The organism is Aromatoleum petrolei (genome assembly GCF_017894385.1).
Lineage (GTDB): Bacteria > Pseudomonadota > Gammaproteobacteria > Burkholderiales > Rhodocyclaceae > Aromatoleum > Aromatoleum petrolei.
On sequence record NZ_CP059560.1, the window covers coordinates 2,408,514 to 2,427,220 of the forward strand.

General features: G+C 68.8%; 19 protein-coding genes. 12 read left to right on the top strand and 7 right to left on the bottom strand.

What is annotated here, in order from left to right:
- Positions 1–50 precede the first annotated feature (50 nt).
- The 3 genes from ToN1_RS11005 to ToN1_RS11015 all read left to right on the top strand — a co-directional run bounded on the left by ToN1_RS11005 (position 51) and on the right by ToN1_RS11015 (position 4,328).
- A complete protein-coding gene (locus ToN1_RS11005) occupies positions 51–1,847 on the top strand; it encodes an ABC transporter transmembrane domain-containing protein (protein ID WP_169207321.1) in 1,797 nt (598 codons plus the stop codon).
- 127 nt (positions 1,848–1,974) lie between these two features.
- Entirely contained in the window at positions 1,975–3,390 is a 1,416-nt protein-coding gene (locus ToN1_RS11010; protein ID WP_169207320.1) for a TonB-dependent receptor, read from the top strand.
- A gap of 149 nt (positions 3,391–3,539) precedes the next feature.
- Positions 3,540–4,328: a DUF5602 domain-containing protein gene (locus ToN1_RS11015; RefSeq protein ID WP_169207319.1), complete on the top strand. Its 789-nt coding sequence runs from the start codon at positions 3,540–3,542 to the stop codon at positions 4,326–4,328.
- A 34-nt stretch (positions 4,329–4,362) separates the two neighbouring features.
- On the opposite strand, the gene ToN1_RS11020 is transcribed toward ToN1_RS11015, so the two are convergent.
- From ToN1_RS11020 to pyrE, 4 genes are all read right to left on the bottom strand, one after another.
- Entirely contained in the window at positions 4,363–5,145 is a 783-nt protein-coding gene (locus ToN1_RS11020) for an NAD-dependent deacylase (protein WP_169207318.1), read from the bottom strand.
- Positions 5,142–7,217 (bottom strand): molybdopterin-containing oxidoreductase family protein, encoded by a 2,076-nt coding sequence (locus tag ToN1_RS11025; RefSeq protein ID WP_169207317.1) that lies wholly within the window; start codon positions 7,215–7,217, stop codon positions 5,142–5,144. The genes ToN1_RS11020 and ToN1_RS11025 overlap by 4 nt, the downstream gene beginning before the upstream one ends.
- Positions 7,218–7,333: 116 nt before the next feature.
- A complete protein-coding gene (locus tag ToN1_RS11030) occupies positions 7,334–7,963 on the bottom strand; it encodes a hypothetical protein (protein ID WP_169207316.1) in 630 nt (209 codons plus the stop codon).
- Positions 7,941–8,588, bottom strand: a complete 648-nt coding sequence (gene pyrE, locus ToN1_RS11035; RefSeq protein WP_169127866.1) for an orotate phosphoribosyltransferase — start codon at positions 8,586–8,588, stop codon at positions 7,941–7,943. Before pyrE ends, ToN1_RS11030 begins: the two co-directional genes overlap by 23 nt.
- Positions 8,589–8,620: 32 nt before the next feature.
- Here pyrE and ToN1_RS11040 point away from each other — a divergent pair, with 32 nt between their 5' ends.
- A complete protein-coding gene (locus tag ToN1_RS11040) occupies positions 8,621–9,403 on the top strand; it encodes an exodeoxyribonuclease III (protein WP_169207315.1) in 783 nt (260 codons plus the stop codon).
- Between the two features lie 15 nt (positions 9,404–9,418).
- On the opposite strand, the gene ToN1_RS11045 is transcribed toward ToN1_RS11040, so the two are convergent.
- The gene (locus tag ToN1_RS11045; protein WP_169207314.1) at positions 9,419–10,474 is read right to left on the bottom strand and encodes a GlxA family transcriptional regulator; all 1,056 of its coding nucleotides are present in this window, start codon (positions 10,472–10,474) and stop codon (positions 9,419–9,421) included.
- Between the two features lie 125 nt (positions 10,475–10,599).
- Here ToN1_RS11045 and ToN1_RS11050 point away from each other — a divergent pair, with 125 nt between their 5' ends.
- The 4 genes from ToN1_RS11050 (at position 10,600) to ToN1_RS11065 (ending at position 13,109) form a co-directional block, all read left to right on the top strand.
- Positions 10,600–11,916 carry a tetratricopeptide repeat protein gene (locus ToN1_RS11050; RefSeq protein WP_169207313.1) on the top strand — a complete coding sequence of 439 codons (1,317 nt, stop codon included), beginning with the start codon at positions 10,600–10,602 and terminating at the stop codon, positions 11,914–11,916.
- A 179-nt stretch (positions 11,917–12,095) separates the two neighbouring features.
- Positions 12,096–12,407 carry an ElaB/YgaM/YqjD family protein gene (locus ToN1_RS11055; protein ID WP_169207312.1) on the top strand — a complete coding sequence of 104 codons (312 nt, stop codon included), beginning with the start codon at positions 12,096–12,098 and terminating at the stop codon, positions 12,405–12,407.
- 4 nt (positions 12,408–12,411) lie between these two features.
- Positions 12,412–12,795 (top strand): phage holin family protein, encoded by a 384-nt coding sequence (locus ToN1_RS11060; protein WP_169207311.1) that lies wholly within the window; start codon positions 12,412–12,414, stop codon positions 12,793–12,795.
- On the top strand, positions 12,792–13,109 hold the full coding sequence (locus tag ToN1_RS11065; protein ID WP_169207310.1) for a YqjK-like family protein: 318 nt from the start codon (positions 12,792–12,794) through the stop codon (positions 13,107–13,109). The genes ToN1_RS11060 and ToN1_RS11065 overlap by 4 nt, the downstream gene beginning before the upstream one ends.
- On the opposite strand, the gene ToN1_RS11070 is transcribed toward ToN1_RS11065, so the two are convergent.
- Both ToN1_RS11070 and upp read right to left on the bottom strand, forming a co-directional pair.
- Entirely contained in the window at positions 13,102–14,346 is a 1,245-nt protein-coding gene (locus ToN1_RS11070; RefSeq protein WP_169207309.1) for a uracil-xanthine permease family protein, read from the bottom strand. The genes ToN1_RS11065 and ToN1_RS11070 overlap by 8 nt on opposite strands.
- Before the next feature lie 8 nt (positions 14,347–14,354).
- Positions 14,355–14,990: a uracil phosphoribosyltransferase gene (upp, locus tag ToN1_RS11075; RefSeq protein WP_169207308.1), complete on the bottom strand. Its 636-nt coding sequence runs from the start codon at positions 14,988–14,990 to the stop codon at positions 14,355–14,357.
- 112 nt (positions 14,991–15,102) lie between these two features.
- Between upp and ToN1_RS11080 the strand changes: the two genes are divergently transcribed.
- The 4 genes from ToN1_RS11080 to ToN1_RS11095 all read left to right on the top strand — a co-directional run bounded on the left by ToN1_RS11080 (position 15,103) and on the right by ToN1_RS11095 (position 18,641).
- The gene (locus ToN1_RS11080) at positions 15,103–15,660 is read left to right on the top strand and encodes a hypoxanthine-guanine phosphoribosyltransferase (protein ID WP_169207307.1); all 558 of its coding nucleotides are present in this window, start codon (positions 15,103–15,105) and stop codon (positions 15,658–15,660) included.
- A 9-nt stretch (positions 15,661–15,669) separates the two neighbouring features.
- The gene (locus ToN1_RS11085; protein WP_169207306.1) at positions 15,670–16,002 is read left to right on the top strand and encodes a DUF1840 domain-containing protein; all 333 of its coding nucleotides are present in this window, start codon (positions 15,670–15,672) and stop codon (positions 16,000–16,002) included.
- A gap of 28 nt (positions 16,003–16,030) precedes the next feature.
- Positions 16,031–17,431 carry a fused MFS/spermidine synthase gene (locus ToN1_RS11090; RefSeq protein ID WP_169207305.1) on the top strand — a complete coding sequence of 467 codons (1,401 nt, stop codon included), beginning with the start codon at positions 16,031–16,033 and terminating at the stop codon, positions 17,429–17,431.
- 184 nt (positions 17,432–17,615) lie between these two features.
- Complete coding sequence (locus ToN1_RS11095; protein ID WP_169207304.1) at positions 17,616–18,641, top strand: AraC family transcriptional regulator; 1,026 nt, start codon at positions 17,616–17,618, stop codon at positions 18,639–18,641.
- Positions 18,642–18,707 lie beyond the last annotated feature (66 nt).

Here is an 18,707-nt window from a genome sequence, read left to right on the forward strand (position 1 = left end):
ATCCGTCTTTGCCGGTTACCGCAGCAATGCGGCAGGGCGGATAATCGGGCATGTCCCGCGACATCGCTCTCCCCGCCAGCAGCCCCCGCCGCCTCTCCGTGCTGAAGGGGCTGTGGCCCTTCCTGCGCCCCTACCGCACGCGCCTGTTCCTCGCCCTGGTTCTGCTATGCCTCGGCTCGGCGCTCATCCTGCTGATGCCGCTGGCCTTCCGCGACCTGATCGACTTCGGTTTCGGCGAGGAGGCACGTCCGGCCGAGGGCCTGGTCGCCGGACCGGGGCTGGACGCCCATTTCCTCGCACTGTTCAGCCTCGCCGCCGCATGGGCGCTCGTCGTGTCGGCACGCTATTACACGGTGACCTGGATCGGGGAGCGCGCCACGGCAGACCTGCGCTCCGCCGTCTACGCCCGCGTGCTGTCGCAATCACCACAGTTCTTCGAGACCCTGCAGACCGGCGAAGTGCTGTCGCGCCTCAGCGGCGACACCACGCTGGTCCAAGCGGTCGTCGGCAGCTCGATCTCGATGGGCCTGCGCAGCTTCTTCCAGTTCGTCGGCGGCATGGCCATGCTGGCCGTCACCAGTCTTCACCTCTTCGCGCTCAATCTCGGCCTGATGGCCCTGCTGGCGCTGCCCATCGTCGCCATCGGCCGCAAGGTCAAGCGGCTGTCGCGCGAGTCGCAGGACCGCATCGCCGACGCGACGGCCCTTGCCGGCGAGATCCTCAATGCGATGCCCACCGTGCAGGCCTATACGCAGGAAGGCTACGAGGCGGCGCGCTTTGCGGGGGCGGCCGACACGGCCTTCGCCACCGCCATTCGCCGCACGCGCGTGCGCGCGGCGCTGACGGCGGTGATCATCACGGCAGTGATGGGAACCATCGTGTTCGTACTGTGGGTCGGCGCGCGCCAGGTGCACCAAGGCGTCATGACCCAGGGACAGCTGGCGTCCTTCGTTCTCTATGCGATGCTCGTTGCGGGGGGCGTCGGCACGATGGCGGAGGTGTGGGGCGACGTGATGCGCGCCGCCGGCGCGACCGGGCGCCTGCTCGAACTGCTGCACGCCGACAGCGCCGTACCCGAAGCCGCCGAGCCGCAGGCGCCGCGGCTTCCGGCGCAGGCCGCGCTCAGCTTCGAGCACCTCACCCTGTGCTACCCCGCCCGGCCGCAGGCGCGCGCCCTGGACGACATCTGCCTGGAGGTCGCGCACGGCGAAAGCGTCGCGCTCGTCGGCCCATCCGGCGCCGGCAAGACCAGCCTGTTCCAGGTCCTGCTGCGCTACTACGATTCCACCGGCGGACGCATCCGCCTCAACGGTCAGGACATCCGTGACCTGAGCCTGCACGACCTGCGCCGTGGCATCGCGATCGTCCCGCAGGAACCGGTGATCTTCTCGGCGACGGCGCTGGAGAACATCCGCTACGGCCGTCCCGGCGCGAGCGACGCCGACGTCATCGCCGCGGCCCGCGCCGCGCGGGTGGATGAATTCGTCGAGCGCCTGCCGGAAGGCTATCGCACTTTCCTCGGCGAGCGCGGCACCCGCCTTTCGGGCGGGCAACGCCAGCGCATCGCGATCGCGCGGGCCATCCTGAAAGGCGCGCCCCTGCTGCTTCTCGACGAAGCCACCAGCGCCCTCGACGCCGAGTCGGAGATCCTCGTGCAGAAGGGCCTCGACAGCGCGATGCAGGGCCGCACGACGCTGGTCATCGCCCATCGCCTGGCGACGGTGCAGAGGGTCGACCGCATCGTGGTCCTCGACCAGGGCCGCATCGTCGAAACCGGCACCCCGGACGACCTGCGCCGCCAGGGTGGCCTGTACGCGCGCCTCGCGGCCCTGCAGCTCGGCATCTGAGCCTGGGCAGTCAAGCTGGCGGCGGCGCTACGACAAGCGGGTAGCATGAAGGTGTAGACTTCGAAGCTTGCCCCGGGGGCGTCGCGCAGCCGCCGATTCCCGCCCCGGCGAGTTCCACGGAGATGCCATGCGCAAACGCGACATCACGCTCACGACCGATCAGAAAGCGCTCGCGATCAATCTCGACAAGTACAAGTACGGGTCGATCGTCGAGATCGGCGCAGGACAGGAAGTGGCACGGCGCTTTTTCTCCGTCGGCGCCGCCGCCGGCACCATCGCGAAGACCATGTCGGCCTACGACATGGCCGTCAGCGACGACATCTACGGGCACGTGGATCGCTACGTGAGTCGCGCGCGGCTGCTGCAGATGCTGGAAAAGGAATTCACCCAGGTCGTCGACCGGCTCGCCCATTTGCGGGCGAAGAACACGACCTTCTTCGCCTACGCCGCAACCGTGACTGCCCGCAGCTTCAAGCAGAAGAACGAATGTCACGGCTGGGTCGGCATCCGCCTGCAACTGCATCCGGGCGCACTGCCCAGCGACGTGATCATGCATGTGCGCATGCTCGACAACGACAATGCGCTGCAGTCGGAGGCGCTCGGCATCCTCGGCGTGAACCTGATCCACGGCGCCTTCCTCTATCACCAGAACCCGGAGTGGGTCGTCGAGGCGCTGGCGGACGGACTCGGCTCCGACCGCATCGAGGTCGACCTGATCCACTTCTCCGGCCCCTACTTCGAGGAGGTCGAGAACCGCCTGATGAACCTGCACCTGATCCGCGCATGGCTCACGCGAGCGGTGGTGTTCAATCCGGCGGGCGAAGTGGTCGTCCCGGGAGAGTTGTTCTATCGCAAGCCGGTCACGGTCATGCGCGGCAGCTTCAAGCCGGTGACGCTGGTGAACGTCGACATGATGGCCGCGGCCCTCAAGCAGTTCAGCCAGCTCGCGGCGGTGGATGAGAACGAGACCCTGTCGCTCGCAGAGATCACCATGAACTCGCTCGTGAGCGGGGACAACGTGGACGACGCCGACTTCCTCGCGCGCATCGACCTGCTCGCGTCGCAGGGCTGCACGGTGATGGTGTCGGACTACGTGCGCTTCTTCCGCCTGCGCGCCTATCTGCGCCGCTACACGCAGAAGCCCATCGGCATCGTGCTGTCGGTGCGCGACTTCGATTTCCTGTTCGACGAGAAGTACTACGAGGGCCTGGAGGGTGGCATCCTCGAAGCCTTCGGCAAGCTGTTCCCCGACAACACGCACGTCTACGTGTATCCCTCGCGCCCGCGCCACGGCGACTCCACTGCCCTGGTCACGCTGGACAACGTCGAGGTGCCCGCCAACCTGCGCCACCTGCTCGCCTTCCTCAAGGAAAACCACAAGCTGATCGCCGTCGAACCGCGCGACGACAGCCACCTGCACATCGACGCCACCGAGGTGCTGGCCGCGCTGCGCCGCGGCCGCGGTGAATGGGAGCAGGACGTGCCAGAGGTGGTCGCCGCGCGGATCATCGAATCGCGCCTGCTCGGCTTCGACACGGAATGATCCCGTGGCCGCGGGGTGAGCGGACGGCCGCGGCACACGCGCGCGGAGCGTGGCAGTCGCACCACGATCGACTAGATTGAATGACCGGGGCGGAGATGGCGAACCGCCCTGCGCAGCGAGTCGAGGCAACGGTCGGGGGAGCGCGAATCATGAAGCGGACACATGCGTGGGCGTGGCGGCCCCTTTTCCTTGCCAGCGCGGCCGCGCTCGCCCTGCTCGGGGCGGGGAATGCCTTCGCCGAGGGCGGGACGGCGGTCTATGAAGGCAAGCCGGTCAAGATCGGCCAGGGCGCGGCGCACACGGTGGTACGCACCGGTGCCGACGGCGCGGTGACCGCGATCGGTGTGGCATTCAGCGAGAACATGCTCGACGGGCTGCCCATCGCGGCGCCCGGCGCAAGCCCGCATTTCCCCTACGCCTTGAGCATGCCGACGAAGGGACCGAAGACGGTCATCGATCACGTCATGATCGATTGGGAATCGATGGGCCATCCTCCGCCGCAGGTCTACGACGTGCCGCATTTCGACTTCCATTTCTACGTCGTGAGCCGCGACGAGGTGTCGAAGGTCCGTTTCAATGGCCCCGCAGACTCGGCTGATCCCGCCCAGCAACCGCCCGCCGAACTGATGCCCGCGGGCTACATCCTGCCTCCGGGCACCGCGGTGCCGCGCATGGGCGTGCACGCCATCAACCCCGGCTCGCCCGAGTTCCAGAAGCAAGCGTTTGCCGCGACCTTCATCTACGGCTACTACGAGAAGCGCCTGACCTTCGTGGAGCCGATGGCATCGCTCGAATTCCTCAAATCAAAGCCTTCGTTTTCGGCCCCCGTACCGCGCCCCGCGCGATACTCGAAAAATGGCCTCTATCCGTCGCGCTACCGCATCGCCTATGACGAGGCAAAGAAGGTGTATGAGGTGATGCTGGAGGAACTGCGCTAGCGCGGGGGATGCTGCCGGTGCAGCTGCGCCGCGCTCAGTCCTCCAGCGGGCGTTCCGGGTGCAGGCGCCGCCACAGCTCTGGCATCGCCTCGGCGGCGCGCAGGCGCAGGCGGTGCGTGACGATGCCGCTCACCTCGGTTTCGCCCGGGTTGATCTCGACACTCGGCACGCCGGCCTCCCGCGCCCACCACACCGGCCCGGAGATGTAGGGGAACACGCTGGTGGTGCCGATCGATACCACCAGGTCGAAGCCGTGCGCGATCAGGGTCTCGAGGCGGTTCAGGCCCTCGTCGGGCAGCATCTCGCCGAACAACACGACATCGGGCCGCAGCACGCCGCCACACTTCGGGCACGCCGGCGGCAGCTGCAGGCCGGAGTAGTCCTTGACGCTGCGATGGTGACTGCACTCCATGCAGCGCAGGTGATGCACGGTGCCGTGGATCTCGATCAGGTGGCGCGAGCCGGCGTCGCGGTGCAGGCCGTCGACGTTCTGCGTCAGCACCCACACGCCGGGCTTCTCGTGCTCCAGCGCAGCGATCATGCGGTGCGCGATGTTGGGCTGCGCGCCGCGGCAGTTGGCCTCGATCTGCGCGATGTACTTCCACGAGATGTCGGGTCGCCGGCTCATCATCTCGCCCGACAGCGCCTCCTCGATCATCAGCCCCTCGTCGGTGAGCCGCTCGTGGTACAGGCCGCCGATGCCGCGGTAGGTGGGCAGGCCGGAATCGGCCGAGATGCCCGCGCCGGTGATGAAGAGGATGCGCCTGGCGTCGGTGATCAGTTGTGCGACGCAGTCCAGTGTCCGGGTTTCGCTCACGCCTTGGTCACCTCGACGAGGCAGTCGTAAAAGGTCGGTCCGCCGCCGAAGTCGGTCAGCGCCGGCGAAGTCACGGCGTTGGCATTCTCGCCGTCGCCCGAGAGCTTGCGCCACCACACCGAAGGGCACACGACGAGGCCGCGCCGCACGCGTTCGGTGACGACCGCCTGCGCGTGGAAGGCACCGCGGTCGTTGAAGATGCGCAGGCGCTCGCCGGCGACGATGCCGCGCCGCGCGGCGTCGTCGGGGTGGATCTCGAGCTTCGGCCCGCCCTCCTGCGCGCGGAAGCGCGGCAGGTTGGCGAAGCTGGTGTTGAGGAAGTTGCGCGCCGGCGGCGAGATCATCGCCAGCGGATAGCGCGCGGCCAGCGCCGCGTTGCTGACGGGCGACTCGTGCGGCGGCACCCAGTGCGGCAACGGGTCGAGGCCGCGCTGCGCGAGCGATTCCGAGAAGAACTCGCACTTGCCCGAAGGCGTCGGGAAATTGCCCTGCGCGAAGGGCGCGAAGGGGCGCGGCAGGTTGAGGCGCGCCCAGCCCTTCGTGCGCAGTGTCCCGGGATCGAGGCCCAGCGCGCGGTTGTCGCGACGCCTGAAGGCCTGCGCGGCGATCTCGTCGTCGGACTCGCGCAGCGCCGCGTCGGTGAAGCCCATGCGGGCGGCGAGCAGCCGGAACACTTCGCTGTTGGGCTTGGCTTCGCCCAGCGGTGCAATCGCCGGCTCGTTCGTCAGCGCGTAGAGGTGCCCATAGGCCTTGTGCACGTCGCGGTGCTCGAGCTGGCTGGTGGCGGGCAGCAGGATGTCGGCGTAGTCGGCGGTGTCGGTCTGGAAGAGCTCATGCACGACGCAGAAGAGGTCCTCGCGCAGGAAGCCTTCGCGCACGCGCGTGCCGTCCGGGGCGACGGCGACGGGGTTGGAGTTGTACACGTACAGCGCGCGGATCGGCGGCTCGTCCGCGCGGAGAAGCGCCCCGCCGATCGCCGACATGTTGATCGTGCGCGGCGGGCGCGTGTGGTTTGCGGTGTACAGCTCGGGGCGTTCAAGCGCCTGCTGGTCGACGGGGAAGTTGCCCGACGTCGACAGCAGCGCGCCGCCCGCCGGATGGCGCCATGCGCCGGTGAGCGCCGGCAGGCAGGCGATGTTGCGCATCACCGTGGCGCCACCAGCGCAGCGGTTGAGGCCGTAGTTGAGGCGGATCGCCGCTGGCTTCACGCTGCCGTACTCGCGCGCGAGGCTGCGGATCGTGTCGGCGGCGAGGCCCGTGAGCGGCGCCGCCCATTCCGGCGTGCACGTCTTCACGCGTTCGGCCAGCGCGTCGAAGCCCAGCGTGTGGGCGTCGATGTAGTCGCGGTCGATGAGGCCGTCCGCGATCAGCACCTGCATCATCGCCAGCGCCAGCGCGCCGTCGGTGCCGGGCCAGGGCGCGAGGTGCAGGTCGCACTTCTCCGCCGTCTGCGAACGCCACGGATCGATGCACACGAGCTTCGCGCCGCGCCGCTTCGCTTCCAGGATGTAGCGCCAGCCATGCAGGTTGGAGACCACCGGGTTGCCGCCCCAGATCAGGATCAGCCTGGCATCGACGATCGCCTCGGGGTCCATGCCCACCGAGGCGCCCATGGTCGCCTTCCAGCCCGCGGCGCCGGCCGACGCGCAGATCGTGCGGTCGAGCAGCGAGGCACCGAGGCGGTGGAAGAAGCGGCGGTCCATGCTCTCGCCCTGCACGAGGCCCATTGTGCCGGCGTAGCTGTAGGGCAGGATCGCGCGCGGGTCGTCGGCGGCGATCGCGGCGAATTTCGCGGCGATGGTGTCGAGCGCCTCGTCCCACGAGATGCGCTCGAAGCGCCCCTCGCCCTTCCTGCCGACGCGCTTCATCGGGTGCAGCAGGCGCTGGTCGGAATAGACGCGTTCGAGGTAGTGCGCGACCTTGGTGCACAGCGCGCCGTTGGTGAAGGGCAGGTCGTCGGCGCCGCGGATCTTCACCGCGCGGCCGTCCTCGACGGCAACTTCCATCGCGCAGGTGTCGGGACAGTCGTGCGGGCAGGCGGCGCGGACGACCTTGCTGGCGGCAGTGCTCATGACGACTCCTGAATCCTGCCGGACCACGCGACGCGCGCCGGCCTGCAATCATGGGGCGGAGATCGCGGCGCCCCGTCCGCAGCGAGCCGGCCAACAATGGCCGACACCCGGCACGTTCAGCGTTGCTTCGCGGCGGCGCTGCTCAGTTCCACGTAGCGGGCGCGGTCGGCTTCGAAGCGCGCGCGCGTCGCTTCGAGTTCGCGCGTCTTGTCTTCGACCAGCTTGCCCTGCAATGCCAGCTCGCTGTCGATCGAGCGCAGGTTGGCGGCGAGGTCGCGCGGCAGGTCGCGTCCCTTGTGGAACTCGGCTTCCTTCTCGAAGCGCTGGCGCTTGGTGCGCAACTCCTTGTCGCGCTTGCGCGCCTCTTCGAGACTGCGCTCGATGTCGGCGATGTCCTTGTCGCGGCGGCGATCGAGATCCTCGACGCTCGCGTAGGTCTCCAGCAAGGCCTGGTCGAGGCGGCGCTGTTTGGCCTGGCGTGTCTCGTCATCCTTCTTCTGCTGCTCCGCGGCGTTGCGCCGCGCGATCTCATCCGCCGTCAAGGGCGCGGAAACCTCGCGCTTGATCGTGCCCTGCGGGCCCATCTCCCGGTACGCACGCCCGTAACAGGCCTGCGGCAGCACGTCGCCGCACTGGCGCCGGCCGCTGGCGTCCTCGCAGCAATACACCTTCGCGCCGGCCGTGTTCGCCAGCGTCAGGCCCAGCAGGAGGGCCACCAGCAGCTCAGGACTGCGTCGCGATGCCATACGTGCTCCGGTAGGCCTGCACCGCCTCGAGGTTGGCGGCCAGTTCGGGGCTGTCGCCCAGGTAGCCGATCAGGTCCTCGAGCGTCGCAACGGCGACGACGGGGATGCCGAAGGACTCGCGCACTTCCTGCACCGCCGATTTCTCGCCCTTGCCGCGCTCCATGCGGTCGAGCGCGATGACGACGCCGGCCGGCTCGGCACCCGCGCCGCGGATGATATCGACCGATTCGCGCACCGAGGTGCCGGCCGAGATCACGTCGTCGAGAATCAGCACGCGGCCCTTGAGCGGCGCACCGACGAGGGTGCCGCCTTCGCCGTGATCCTTGGCTTCCTTGCGGTTGAATGCGAAGGGCAGGTTCACGCCCTGCTCGGCGAGGCGGATCGCCACGCCGGCGACCAGCGGGATGCCCTTGTAGGCCGGCCCGAACAGCATGTCGCAGGGCACGCCCGCGGCCAGAATCGCGCGCGCGTAGAAGCCGCACAGCTCGCGGAACGAGCTGCCGTCGTCGAACAGCCCGGCGTTGAAGAAGTACGGCGAATTGCGCCCCGCCTTGGTCACGAAGGACCCGAATCGCAGTACGCCCTTGTCGCAGGCCAGTGCGATGAAATCCCGGCTAAAATCCACGCTTTGCATCCAGTTCTGGGTTATCCGGCCGAATGTTACGCATCATCACCCTAAACCTCAACGGCATCCGCTCGGCCACCACGAAAGGCTTCCTCGACTGGCTCCCCGCGCAGGATGCCGACGTCGTCTGCCTGCAGGAACTCAAGGCGCACGCGAGCGACCTCAGCGAGGCGATGCGCACGCCCGCCGGCTACGCCGGCTACTTCCACCACGCCGAAAAGAAGGGCTACAGCGGCGTCGGCCTGTATGCGCGGCGCACGCCGGACCGCGTGATCGAGGGGCTCGGCATCGCCGACATCGACGCCGAGGGGCGCTTCCTGCAGCTCGACTTCGGGCAGCTGTCGGTCGTGTCACTGTACCTGCCCTCGGGATCGAGCTCCGAGGAACGCCAGCAGATCAAGTTCGGCTTCATGGAGCGCTTCCTGCCGCACATGGAGAAGCTGTACGCGAGCGGGCGCGAGGTCGTGATCTGCGGCGACTGGAACATCGCGCACAAGGAGATCGACCTCCGGAACTGGAAGTCGAACCAGAAGAACTCCGGCTTCCTGCCCGAGGAGCGCGCGTGGATGACGCGCGTGCAGGACGAACAGGGCTGGGTGGACGTGTATCGCCGCCTGTACCCCGACACCACGGACGCCTGCTACACGTGGTGGTCGAACCGCGGCCAGGCCTGGGCGAAGAACGTCGGCTGGCGCCTCGACTACCAGCTCGCGACGCCGGGCATCGCCGGGACGGCGCGCGACGCCCGCGTCTACAAGGACCAGCGCTTCTCCGACCACGCGCCGCTGACGATCGACTACGACTGGCCCGCCTGACCTCCCTTCCCAGGCTCAATGCGCGTGGCCGGCAGCCTCGCGCAGCACCTCGCGCAGGTCGCCGAACTTGCGCCGGTAGCGCGCCGGCGTGAGCTTCACTTCGCGCTTGAACAGGCGCGAGAAGAAGCTCGCGTCCTCGTAGCCTAGTTCCTCGGCGATCGCCTCGACCGGCAGGCGTGTCGATTCGAGCATCTGTTTGGCCTCCTCGATGCGCACCGTGTGCACATACGCGAGCGGCGACATGCCCGTGACCTGACGGAAGCGGCGCACGAAGGCGCGCTCGGACAGACCGGTGAGTTCGGCCATCGCGGCGACCGGAGCCGCTTCCGCATAATGCGTCGCCGCCCACACCTGGGCGCGGGCGATCAGCGCATCGTCGGTCTGCCGGCTCGCGGACAGGCGTGCAAAGGGCTGCTGGCCGACGTGATGCCAGTCGATGAGATTCATGCGCGCGAGCTGCATCGCGGCGTCGACGCCGGCGAAGCGCGCGATCAGGTACAGCGCGAGGTCCTGCCAGGTCGTGCCGCCGCCCGCCATCACCAGCCGCTGGCCGTCACCGGCAACCACCAGCGAGCGCTGGCACTGCACCCGCACCCGGGGGAAGCGCTCGGCGAGCGTGCCGCAGAAGGCCCAGTGCGTCGTCGCCGGCTCGTCGTCGAGCAGTCCCGCCTGCGCCATCAGCAGCGCGCCCGAGCAGGCCGAGGCGATGACGGCGCCGCCCGCATAGGCCCCCCGCAGCCACGCGCACTCGGGCTCGAAGCGCCGCAACAACTCGTCGGTCGGCATCACCGCGATTTCGGGAATGCACACCAGTTCCGGCTGCGGCATGGCGTCGATGTGGCAGTCCGGGCACACGCGCACGCCGTTCCCGACCGTCAGCGGCGCACCGTCCACCGACACGACCACCGGCGCCATCAGCGGCAGGCCGGGCGTGCCATGCTCGATCAGGCCCCAGTCGCGCCCGGCCGAGTGGAACAGGTCGTGCATGCCGTACAGCACCGACGCGGTCGTCTCGGGGAAGGCGAGGATGGCGACTGTGGGCAGACTGTTTCCGCGGCGGGGGGCATGCATGGCGCGATCGTCCTGTTCGTGACCGTTTTCACCTTAGTCCACACCGGCCATCCACCCTAGGATGCATTCCAGACACCGGCGCCACGACGGCGCAACAAGGTGCACCACCCCAACGGAGAGACGCCATGAAATCGACCGACCTTGCCGGCAATCCCCTCAGCCCGACCGACGATGCCGCGCTCGCGCATTACGCACGGGCACTGCAGGAATTCCACTGTTACCGCGGCGACCCCGTCGCGACGATCAACGCGGCGACGGCCATCCAGCCGGATTTCGTGATGGGCCATGTGCTGCATGCCTGGCTGCATCTGCTCGGCACCGAACCCGAAGGCCTCGCCGTGGCGCGCGACGATGCGGCCAAGGCGGCGGCCTGTGCACCGAACCGCCGCGAGCAGGCGCATCTCGACGCGATCGCGCACTTCGCCGGCGGACGCTGGGAAGCGGCCGGGCGCGTGCTGGAGGACCTGGCGATCGAGTGGCCGCGCGACATCCTTGCGCTGCAGGCGGGGCATCTTGTCGACTTCTACCGCGGCGACTCGCGCATGCTGCGCGACCGCATCGCCCGCACGCTGCCGGCGTGGGACGCGTCCCTGCCCGGCTACCACGCGCTGCTCGGCATGCACGCCTTCGGCTGCGAGGAGACGGGCGACTACCGCCGCGCCGAGGCGCAGGGGCGGCGCGCGCTGGAGCTCGAACCGAGGGATTCCTGGGCTCACCACGCGCTCGCCCACGTGATCGAGATGGAGGGGCGCACCGCCGACGGCATCGCATGGATGCGCGAGCGCCAGCCGCACTGGGCCGAGGACAACTTCTTCGCCGTGCATAACTGGTGGCACCTCGCGATATTCCACCTCGACCGCGACGAGATCGACGAGGCGCTCGCGCTCTTCGACGGCCCGATCCACGGACCGCGCTCGGTGCTGATGCTGGACCTCGTGGACGCCTCGGCGCTGCTGTGCCGGCTGCAGTTCGCCGGCATCGACGTGGCCGCACGTTGGACGAGCATCGCGGAGTGCTGGCGCACCTCGGCACAGCCCGGGCTGTATGCCTTCAATGACCTGCACGCGATGATGGCCTGGCTCGGCGCGGGCCAGGACGCCAATGCGGGCGACTGGATGGCCGCGCAGCGCAATCTCGACGCGGCGCAGATCGGCGACCACGCCGAGATCGGGGCCACGGTCGGCGAACCGCTGCTGCGCGCCTTCGGCGACCTCGCTGCCGGCCGGTGCGCGGCGGCGGTCGAGACGCTGCGCAGCGTCCGCCCCATCGCCCACCGCTTCGGCGGCAGCCACGCGCAACGAGACCTCGTCGACCTCGCGCTGATCGAGGCGGCGCTGCGCGGCGGCCAGGTGCCGCTCGCACGCGCGCTGATCAACGAGCGCCTCGTGCGCAAGCCCGACAGCGCGATCAACCGCCGGCTCGTCGCGCGCCTGCCCTGCTGAGCAGCCCCACGCCCGCCAAGACAGCGGGCGCGGGGCAACGTGCAGAACGGCGTACGCGGCACCCTGTCACGCGGGATACGCCTTCAGCATTTGCCTTCGCGCCCGAATCGGGCTAGCCTGATTTTGCCTCGTGCGCTCACGCGCATACCGATGTTTCCGCACAGACAGGGGTAGGAAAAATGTCCAATAATGCCGATGTTTCCCGCGACAAACTCGTTTCCGACTTCAAGGTCGTGATCAGCGACGCCGAGGAACTGCTGAAGCTCACTGCCGGGCAGGCGGGCGACAAGCTGAGTGAAGTCCGCAGCCGCCTCAGCGACCGCATGGCAACCGCGAAAGACCGCATTTCCGATATGGAGGCGGTCGCCATGGAACAGGCGAAGAAGGTCGCCCATGCGACCGACGACTATGTGCACAAGAACCCGTGGCAGGCGGTCGGCATCGCCGCCGGCGTAGCTTTCCTGCTGGGCCTGCTGTCGGGTCGTCGCTGAACCCGTGGCCGAGGAGCACAAGCCGCGCCTTGCGAGCAGCCTGCGCGGGCTGCTCGATACCGGGCTCGCGACCGCGCAGACGCGGCTGGAGCTGCTCGCCGTCGAGGCGCAGGAAGAGAAGCTGCGGCTCACCGCCCTGCTGTTCAACACGCTGTTGAGCGCGGTGTTCCTCGGCTTCGGGGTGGTGTTCCTGGCGGTGTTCCTGACCGTGCTGTTCTGGGAGGAACACCGTCTGCTCGCGCTCGGTCTGGGCGCGGTCGTGCTGCTCGCCGCCGGGGTGCTCGCGGCGAGCAACGCGGCGCGCGAAGTGAAGCGTGGCAGCCGCCTGTTCGCCGCCAGTCTGGGCGAACTCGCACGCGATCGCGACGCACTGCGGCCGCGCGAATGAATCCGCGGCGGCTAGAACTGGCGTTGAGGAAGCAGCGCCTGCAGTTCGACGCCGAGCGGCAACGCGAAACGCTCGTCGCCGGGCTGGAACGCATCGAATCCGTGCTCGACGTCGTCGACCGCGCCCGCGACCGCGCTCAGGGGCTGCGCGAGCACGCGCCACTGCTCTCCGCACTCGCGTTCGCCGCCGTGCTCTACCGTCCGCGCCTGGCGCTGCGCGTCGCGCGCCGCGCCTGGGTCGGCTGGATGCTCTACCGCCGGCTGGGACGCGGCCTCGATCCCCTGATCGGCTTCCTGCGCCGCTTCGCTAGCTGAGGCGCTTCTTCGGCAGCACGAAGTTCAGCAGCACCGCCGCGACCCCGCACAGGCTCACGCCCTGCAGCGCGACGCCGTCGAGGTTCAGCGCGAGGCCGCCGATGCCGAACACCAGCACCGAGGAGACGATCACGAGGTTGCGCGGCTCCTCGAGATCGACGCGCGCGGCGATCAGCGCCTTCAGGCCGATGCTCGCAACCGAGCCGAACAGCAGCATCATGATGCCGCCCATCACCGGCACCGGAATCGACTGCAGGATCGCGTTGAATTTGCCCAAGAAGGCCATCACGATCGCCAGCACCGCCGCCCAGGTCATGATCGCGGGGTTGAAGTTGCGCGTGAGCGTGACCGCCCCGGTCACTTCCGAGTAGGTCGTCACCGGCGGACCGCCGATCAGGCCGGCGAACGCGACCGCCAGCCCGTCGCCGGCGAGCGTGCGGTGCAGGCCGGGGCTCTCCGTGTAGTCCTTGCCGGTGACGCCGCCGATCGCGACGATGTCGCCGACGTGCTCGATCGCCGGTGCGAGCGCGACCGGCAGCAGGAACAGGATCGCCGCCCACTCGAAGCGCGGCGCGGTGAATTGCGGCAGCGCGAGCCAGGGCGCGGCGGAGATCTTGCCGAAATCGACCAGGCCCAGCATCGCCGAAAGCATGTAGCCGACCAGCACCCCGGCGAGGATGGGCACGAGCTTGAGGAAGCCGCGCGACCACACCGCGACGACGACGGTGGTGCCGAAGGAGGCTGCGGCGATCAGCATCGCCGTCGCGTAGGGCACGAGTTCGGCCTTGCCGTCGCCGCTCTTGCCCATCGCCATGTTCACGGCCACCGCCGCGAGCGACAGGCCAATGATCATGATGATCGGCCCGATCACCACCGGCGGCATGTACTTGTGCACGATCTCCGCGCCATGGCGCCACACCAGGCCGGCGAAGACGAAATACACGAGGCTCACGCAGATCATGCCGCCCATCGTCGCGGCGGGCCCCCACGTCTGCATGCTGTAGATGATGGGCGCGATGAAGGCGAAGCTGGAGCCGAGGAAGATCGGCACCTGGCGGCCGGTGACGAGTTGGAACAGCAGCGTGCCCACGCCCGCGCCGAGCAGCGCCATGCTGGGATTGAGGCCCGTGAGCAGGGGCACCAGCACCAGCGCACCGAAGGCGACGAAGAGAATCTGGGCGCCGGAAATCGCCTGCCGCCACAGCGGCTCGCTACCCTCGATCGGGAGTTCGCGCATGGATGGCCTCAGTTGTTGTGCTTGGTGCCGAAGATCTTGTCGCCGGCGTCGCCGAGGCCCGGAATGATGTAGCCGTGCTCGTTGAGGTGGCTGTCGATGCTCGCGGTGAAGATCTTCACGTCGGGGTGCTTCTCCTCCATCAGGCGAATGCCCTCGGGTGCGGCGACCAGCACCAGCGCGCGGATCTGGCGGCAGCCGGCGCGCTTGAGCATATCGACGGTCGCCACCATCGAGCCGCCGGTCGCGAGCATCGGGTCGATGATCAGCGCCATGCGCTCGGCGAGGTTGCCGACGAACTTCTCGACATAGGGCGCCGGCATCAGCGTCTCCTCGTTGCGCGCGATGCCGACGACGCTGACCTTGGCGCTCGGGATCATGTCGAGCACGCCGTCGAGCATGCCCAGCCCCGCGCGCAGGATGGGCACGACGGTGACCTTCTTGCCCTTGATGCGCTCGACTTCGACGGGGCCGGCCCAGCCGTCTATGGTGACCGCTTCGAGCTCGAAGTCCTGGCACGCCTCGTAGGCGAGCAGGCGGGCGAGTTCGGCGGTGAGTTCGCGGAATTTCTTGGTGCTGACGTCGGCCTCGCGCATCAGTCCGATCTTGTGGCGGACGAGCGGGTGGTTGATCTGTTTCACGGACATGGAGGGTGGCTCCCGGCGGCGGAGTGGAATCGCGCGCCAGTCTAACGCAAGGGCGCGCGGCAAAGCCCTCCGGTAGAATGGGGTTTTGCATGAATTGCGCAGGAGGGCCGCAATGGCCGTCGATCTGGACGAAATCATCCGCGTGCGCGAGGAGGCCGACTGCCTCGCCGACGGCGCGACCGTGAACGCGGCGCTGGACCGCATGGCGGCGGAGATCACCGCGCAGTTGGGACACAAGAACCCGCTCGTGTACGTCGTGATGAACGGCGGCATGATCCTCGCCGGGCAGATCCTGCCGCGCCTGCCCTTCCCGCTGGAACTGGCCTATCTGCACGCGACGCGCTACGGCCACGCGCTCAAAGGCTCCGACCTCGACTGGCGCATGCGGCCGACGCAGGACCTGCGCGGGCGCACCGTGCTGGTGCTCGACGACATCCTCGACGAGGGGCACACGCTGCACTCGATCCTGGAATACCTGAAGGGCGAAGGCGCCGCGGAAGTGCGTTCCGCGGTGCTCACGCACAAGCAGCACGAACGCAAGGCCTACCCCGGCATGCGCGCCGACTTCACCGGGCTCGACGTCGCCGACCGCTTCCTGTTCGGCTGCGGCATGGACTACAAGGGCTACTGGCGCAACGCGCCGGGGATCTACGCCGTGAAGGGACTCTGAGGACAACCCATGCTGATCACTTTCAAGTCGGCCGCCGGCGCCGACGTCATCATGTTCGGCGACATCGCCAAGAAGCTCGTCGCGATCCTCGGCAAGGATCCGCAGGACGCGAAGGGCATCGTCACCGTCGAACAGCTGCCCAACGCGATCGCGCGTCTGCGCGCAGCAATCGACGAGGACAAGGCGCGCCAGGCCGGCCACGCGCAGGACGAGGACGACGAACCCGATCCCGAGCGCCGCGGCATGGCTGCGCCGGTGAGCCTCGCGCAGCGCGCGTGGCCGCTGCTCGAGCTGCTGCAGCTGTCGCAGAAGGACGGCGTGCCGGTGGTGTGGGGCGTGTGAGCGCCTTGGGCGGCGTGCGATTGCCGCGATGACGCCGCAGGCCGAAGCGCCCGGCGCTTCCGTGCCGCCCCTCACCGGCGCAGTGCTGTTCGGCATGGTGTTCGTCGAGGGCTTCGCCTCGCTCGGCGCGGAAATCATCGCGCTGCGCCGCCTGGTGCCGCACCTGGGCAGCGCGATCACGATCACCGCACCGACGATCGGCTTCTTCCTGCTCGCGCTGGCGCTCGGCTACCAGTCCGGCGGGCGCGTCGAGCGCGATTTCCTCGCGCGCGTGCGGCTCAACTTCATCGTCGCGGCCGCGCTGACCGGCGCCGGGCTGGCAGGCCCGGTCGTCGATGCGCTGTTCGCGCATGTGCGCCCGCCGCTCGTCGCCTACCTCGTCTTCATCGCCGGCGTGCTCGGCCCGATCGCCTGGCTCCTCGGCCAGACCGTGCCGGTGTTGACCAACCTGCTGCGCCACGAGCGCGCCGGCGCGCGCAGCGGCGCGGCGCTGTACTGGTCGACGCTGGGCTCCTTCCTCGGCTCGCTGTCGCTGTCGCTCCTCGTGATGCAGTGGCTGGGCGTGTCTGCGGCGGTGCTGGTGTGCACGGCGCTGCTGCTCGCGATCGTGCCCTTCCTCGCTGCGCCCGCGGCACGGCCCTCGCTGCGCGCGTTATCGCTGCCCGCGCTGGTCGGCGCGGCCGCCCTCGCGTGCAACGTGCTGCTGCCGCAGCAGATCGAGACGGCCTACGCGACCTATCGCGTCGATGCGGCCTCGGTGCCCGGTCGCACAAATGCGCGCGTGTTCCGCAACAACAATTCGGCCGCCTCGATGATCGACGCGAGCGAGCCGCCGCGCTACACGCGCTACGTCGAGCGCCTGCGCGCGATCCTGCTCGACGAACTGCATTTCCGCGAGCGGCGCGTGCTGGTGCTGGGCGGGGGCGGCTTCACGCTGTCGCACCGCGAGCCGCTCAACGACTACCTCTACGTCGACATCGACCCGGCGATCCGCGACATCGCCGAACGCGAATTCCTGCGCGAGCCGATCCGCGGCCGCTTCGTCGCCGCCGACGCGCGCCGCTTCGTGGCCGACACCACGGAGCGCTTCGACGCGGTGGTCGTCGATGTGTACAGCGCGCTCACGAGCATCCCGGCACATCTCGTGACGCGCGAGTTCTGGGCGGGCACGCGCCGCGCGCTCGCGCCGGACGGGGTGATGCTCGCCAACCTGATCCTCGACCCGCGCCTCGCATCGCCCTACGCGCGCAACCTGCTGGCGACGATCCAGTCGGTGTACGGCCAGTGCGCGGTCGAGGTGCTGTTCCGCGACCGGCCGCAGAGCAACGTGCTGGTGCAGTGCTTCGCCGGAGAGGGCGAACCGGCGCCGGCCGAGCCCTATACCGACGAGCGCAACCGCGCCGACATGGACATCCTGCGCGGCGGCTGAGGCGACTCGCGCGCGGGCATTCGCCGCGGGAACGACGAGAGTCGCTCCATGAGGCGCGCCTGCGGGCCTCAGTCCGGATGGTAGAATATTACACAGACATGATCGCGCACCCTTCACGGTACGTACGGCCTGTGTCGCACATCATCCCCGTCGGAAACCCGTCGCCCCCTGCCGCGTACCTGCCGTGACCGGTCTTGCCATTCTCCTCGTCGGCTATTCCCTGTTCAGCGCCCTGATCATCGCGCTGACGCATTTCCGCAGCGAGCACTACCGCGACCAGCCCGTGTCGCGGGCCATGGGCCTGGTCCTCCTGCTGGCGCTGAGCGCCTTGCAGGCCGCGCATTTTGCCTGGCTGTATCTCGATCGCGAATGGGTGGCCGCCCTTCCCTACCGCATGATCCTGTTCGCCGTGGCGCCGGCTTTCTACATGTTCAGCCGCCCCTTGCTGCGCCCGCAGGCCGCTTCCGCGACCCGCCCCGCCCTGCTCGTTCACGCCTTCCCGCTCCTGATGTGCCCCTTCCTTCCGGAAGCGTCGGCCTTGCCGCTGGCCTTCCTCGTCGGCGCCGGCTACATGCTGTGGCTCGCGCGCAGCCTGTTCCGGCTGCGCCACGAGCGCGCCCATTTCCATCTCGAACTGCTCCTGCTCGGGGGCGTCTTCACGATCGCGATCGGCGTCTCGGCGCTCGGGCTCTTTCAAGCATCGCTGCCCGACAGGCTGTTCTTCAGTCTGTACGCGGTTGCCATCGGGCTGGCCTTCCTACTGGTGCAGACGACGCTCGTCCTTCGGCCACAGTTGTCGACCGAGGTGCGTGAAACGGTGCAGGCGGCGTACGCGACGTCGACGCTGAACAACGTGGACTGCGATGCGATGCTCGCCAGGCTCGAGGCACTCATGGCAAGCGACCGGACCTACGCCGATGCGGACCTGAGCCTGCCGGGTCTTGCCGAGCGGGTCGGGCTGCGCCCCCATCAGCTGTCGGAACTGCTCAATGCCCGGCTGGGGAAAAGCTTCGCGCGCTACCTGCGCGAGCGGCGCGTGGCTGCCGCCAAGGCCATGCTGTGCGACGAGCCCTCGGCTTCTGTGCTGTCGGTGGGCCTCAGCGTCGGCTTCACCTCGCAGTCGAATTTCTACGACGCGTTTCGCGAGGTCGAGGGGACGACACCCGGCCAGTTCCGCAAGCTCAACGCCCGGGGCGGGGCTGCGCAATAGCCGTCTGCGCCGACACAACGCTCCGGAATGATCTTTCCGGAGCCGAAAAGCGTTCCTTTTCGATAA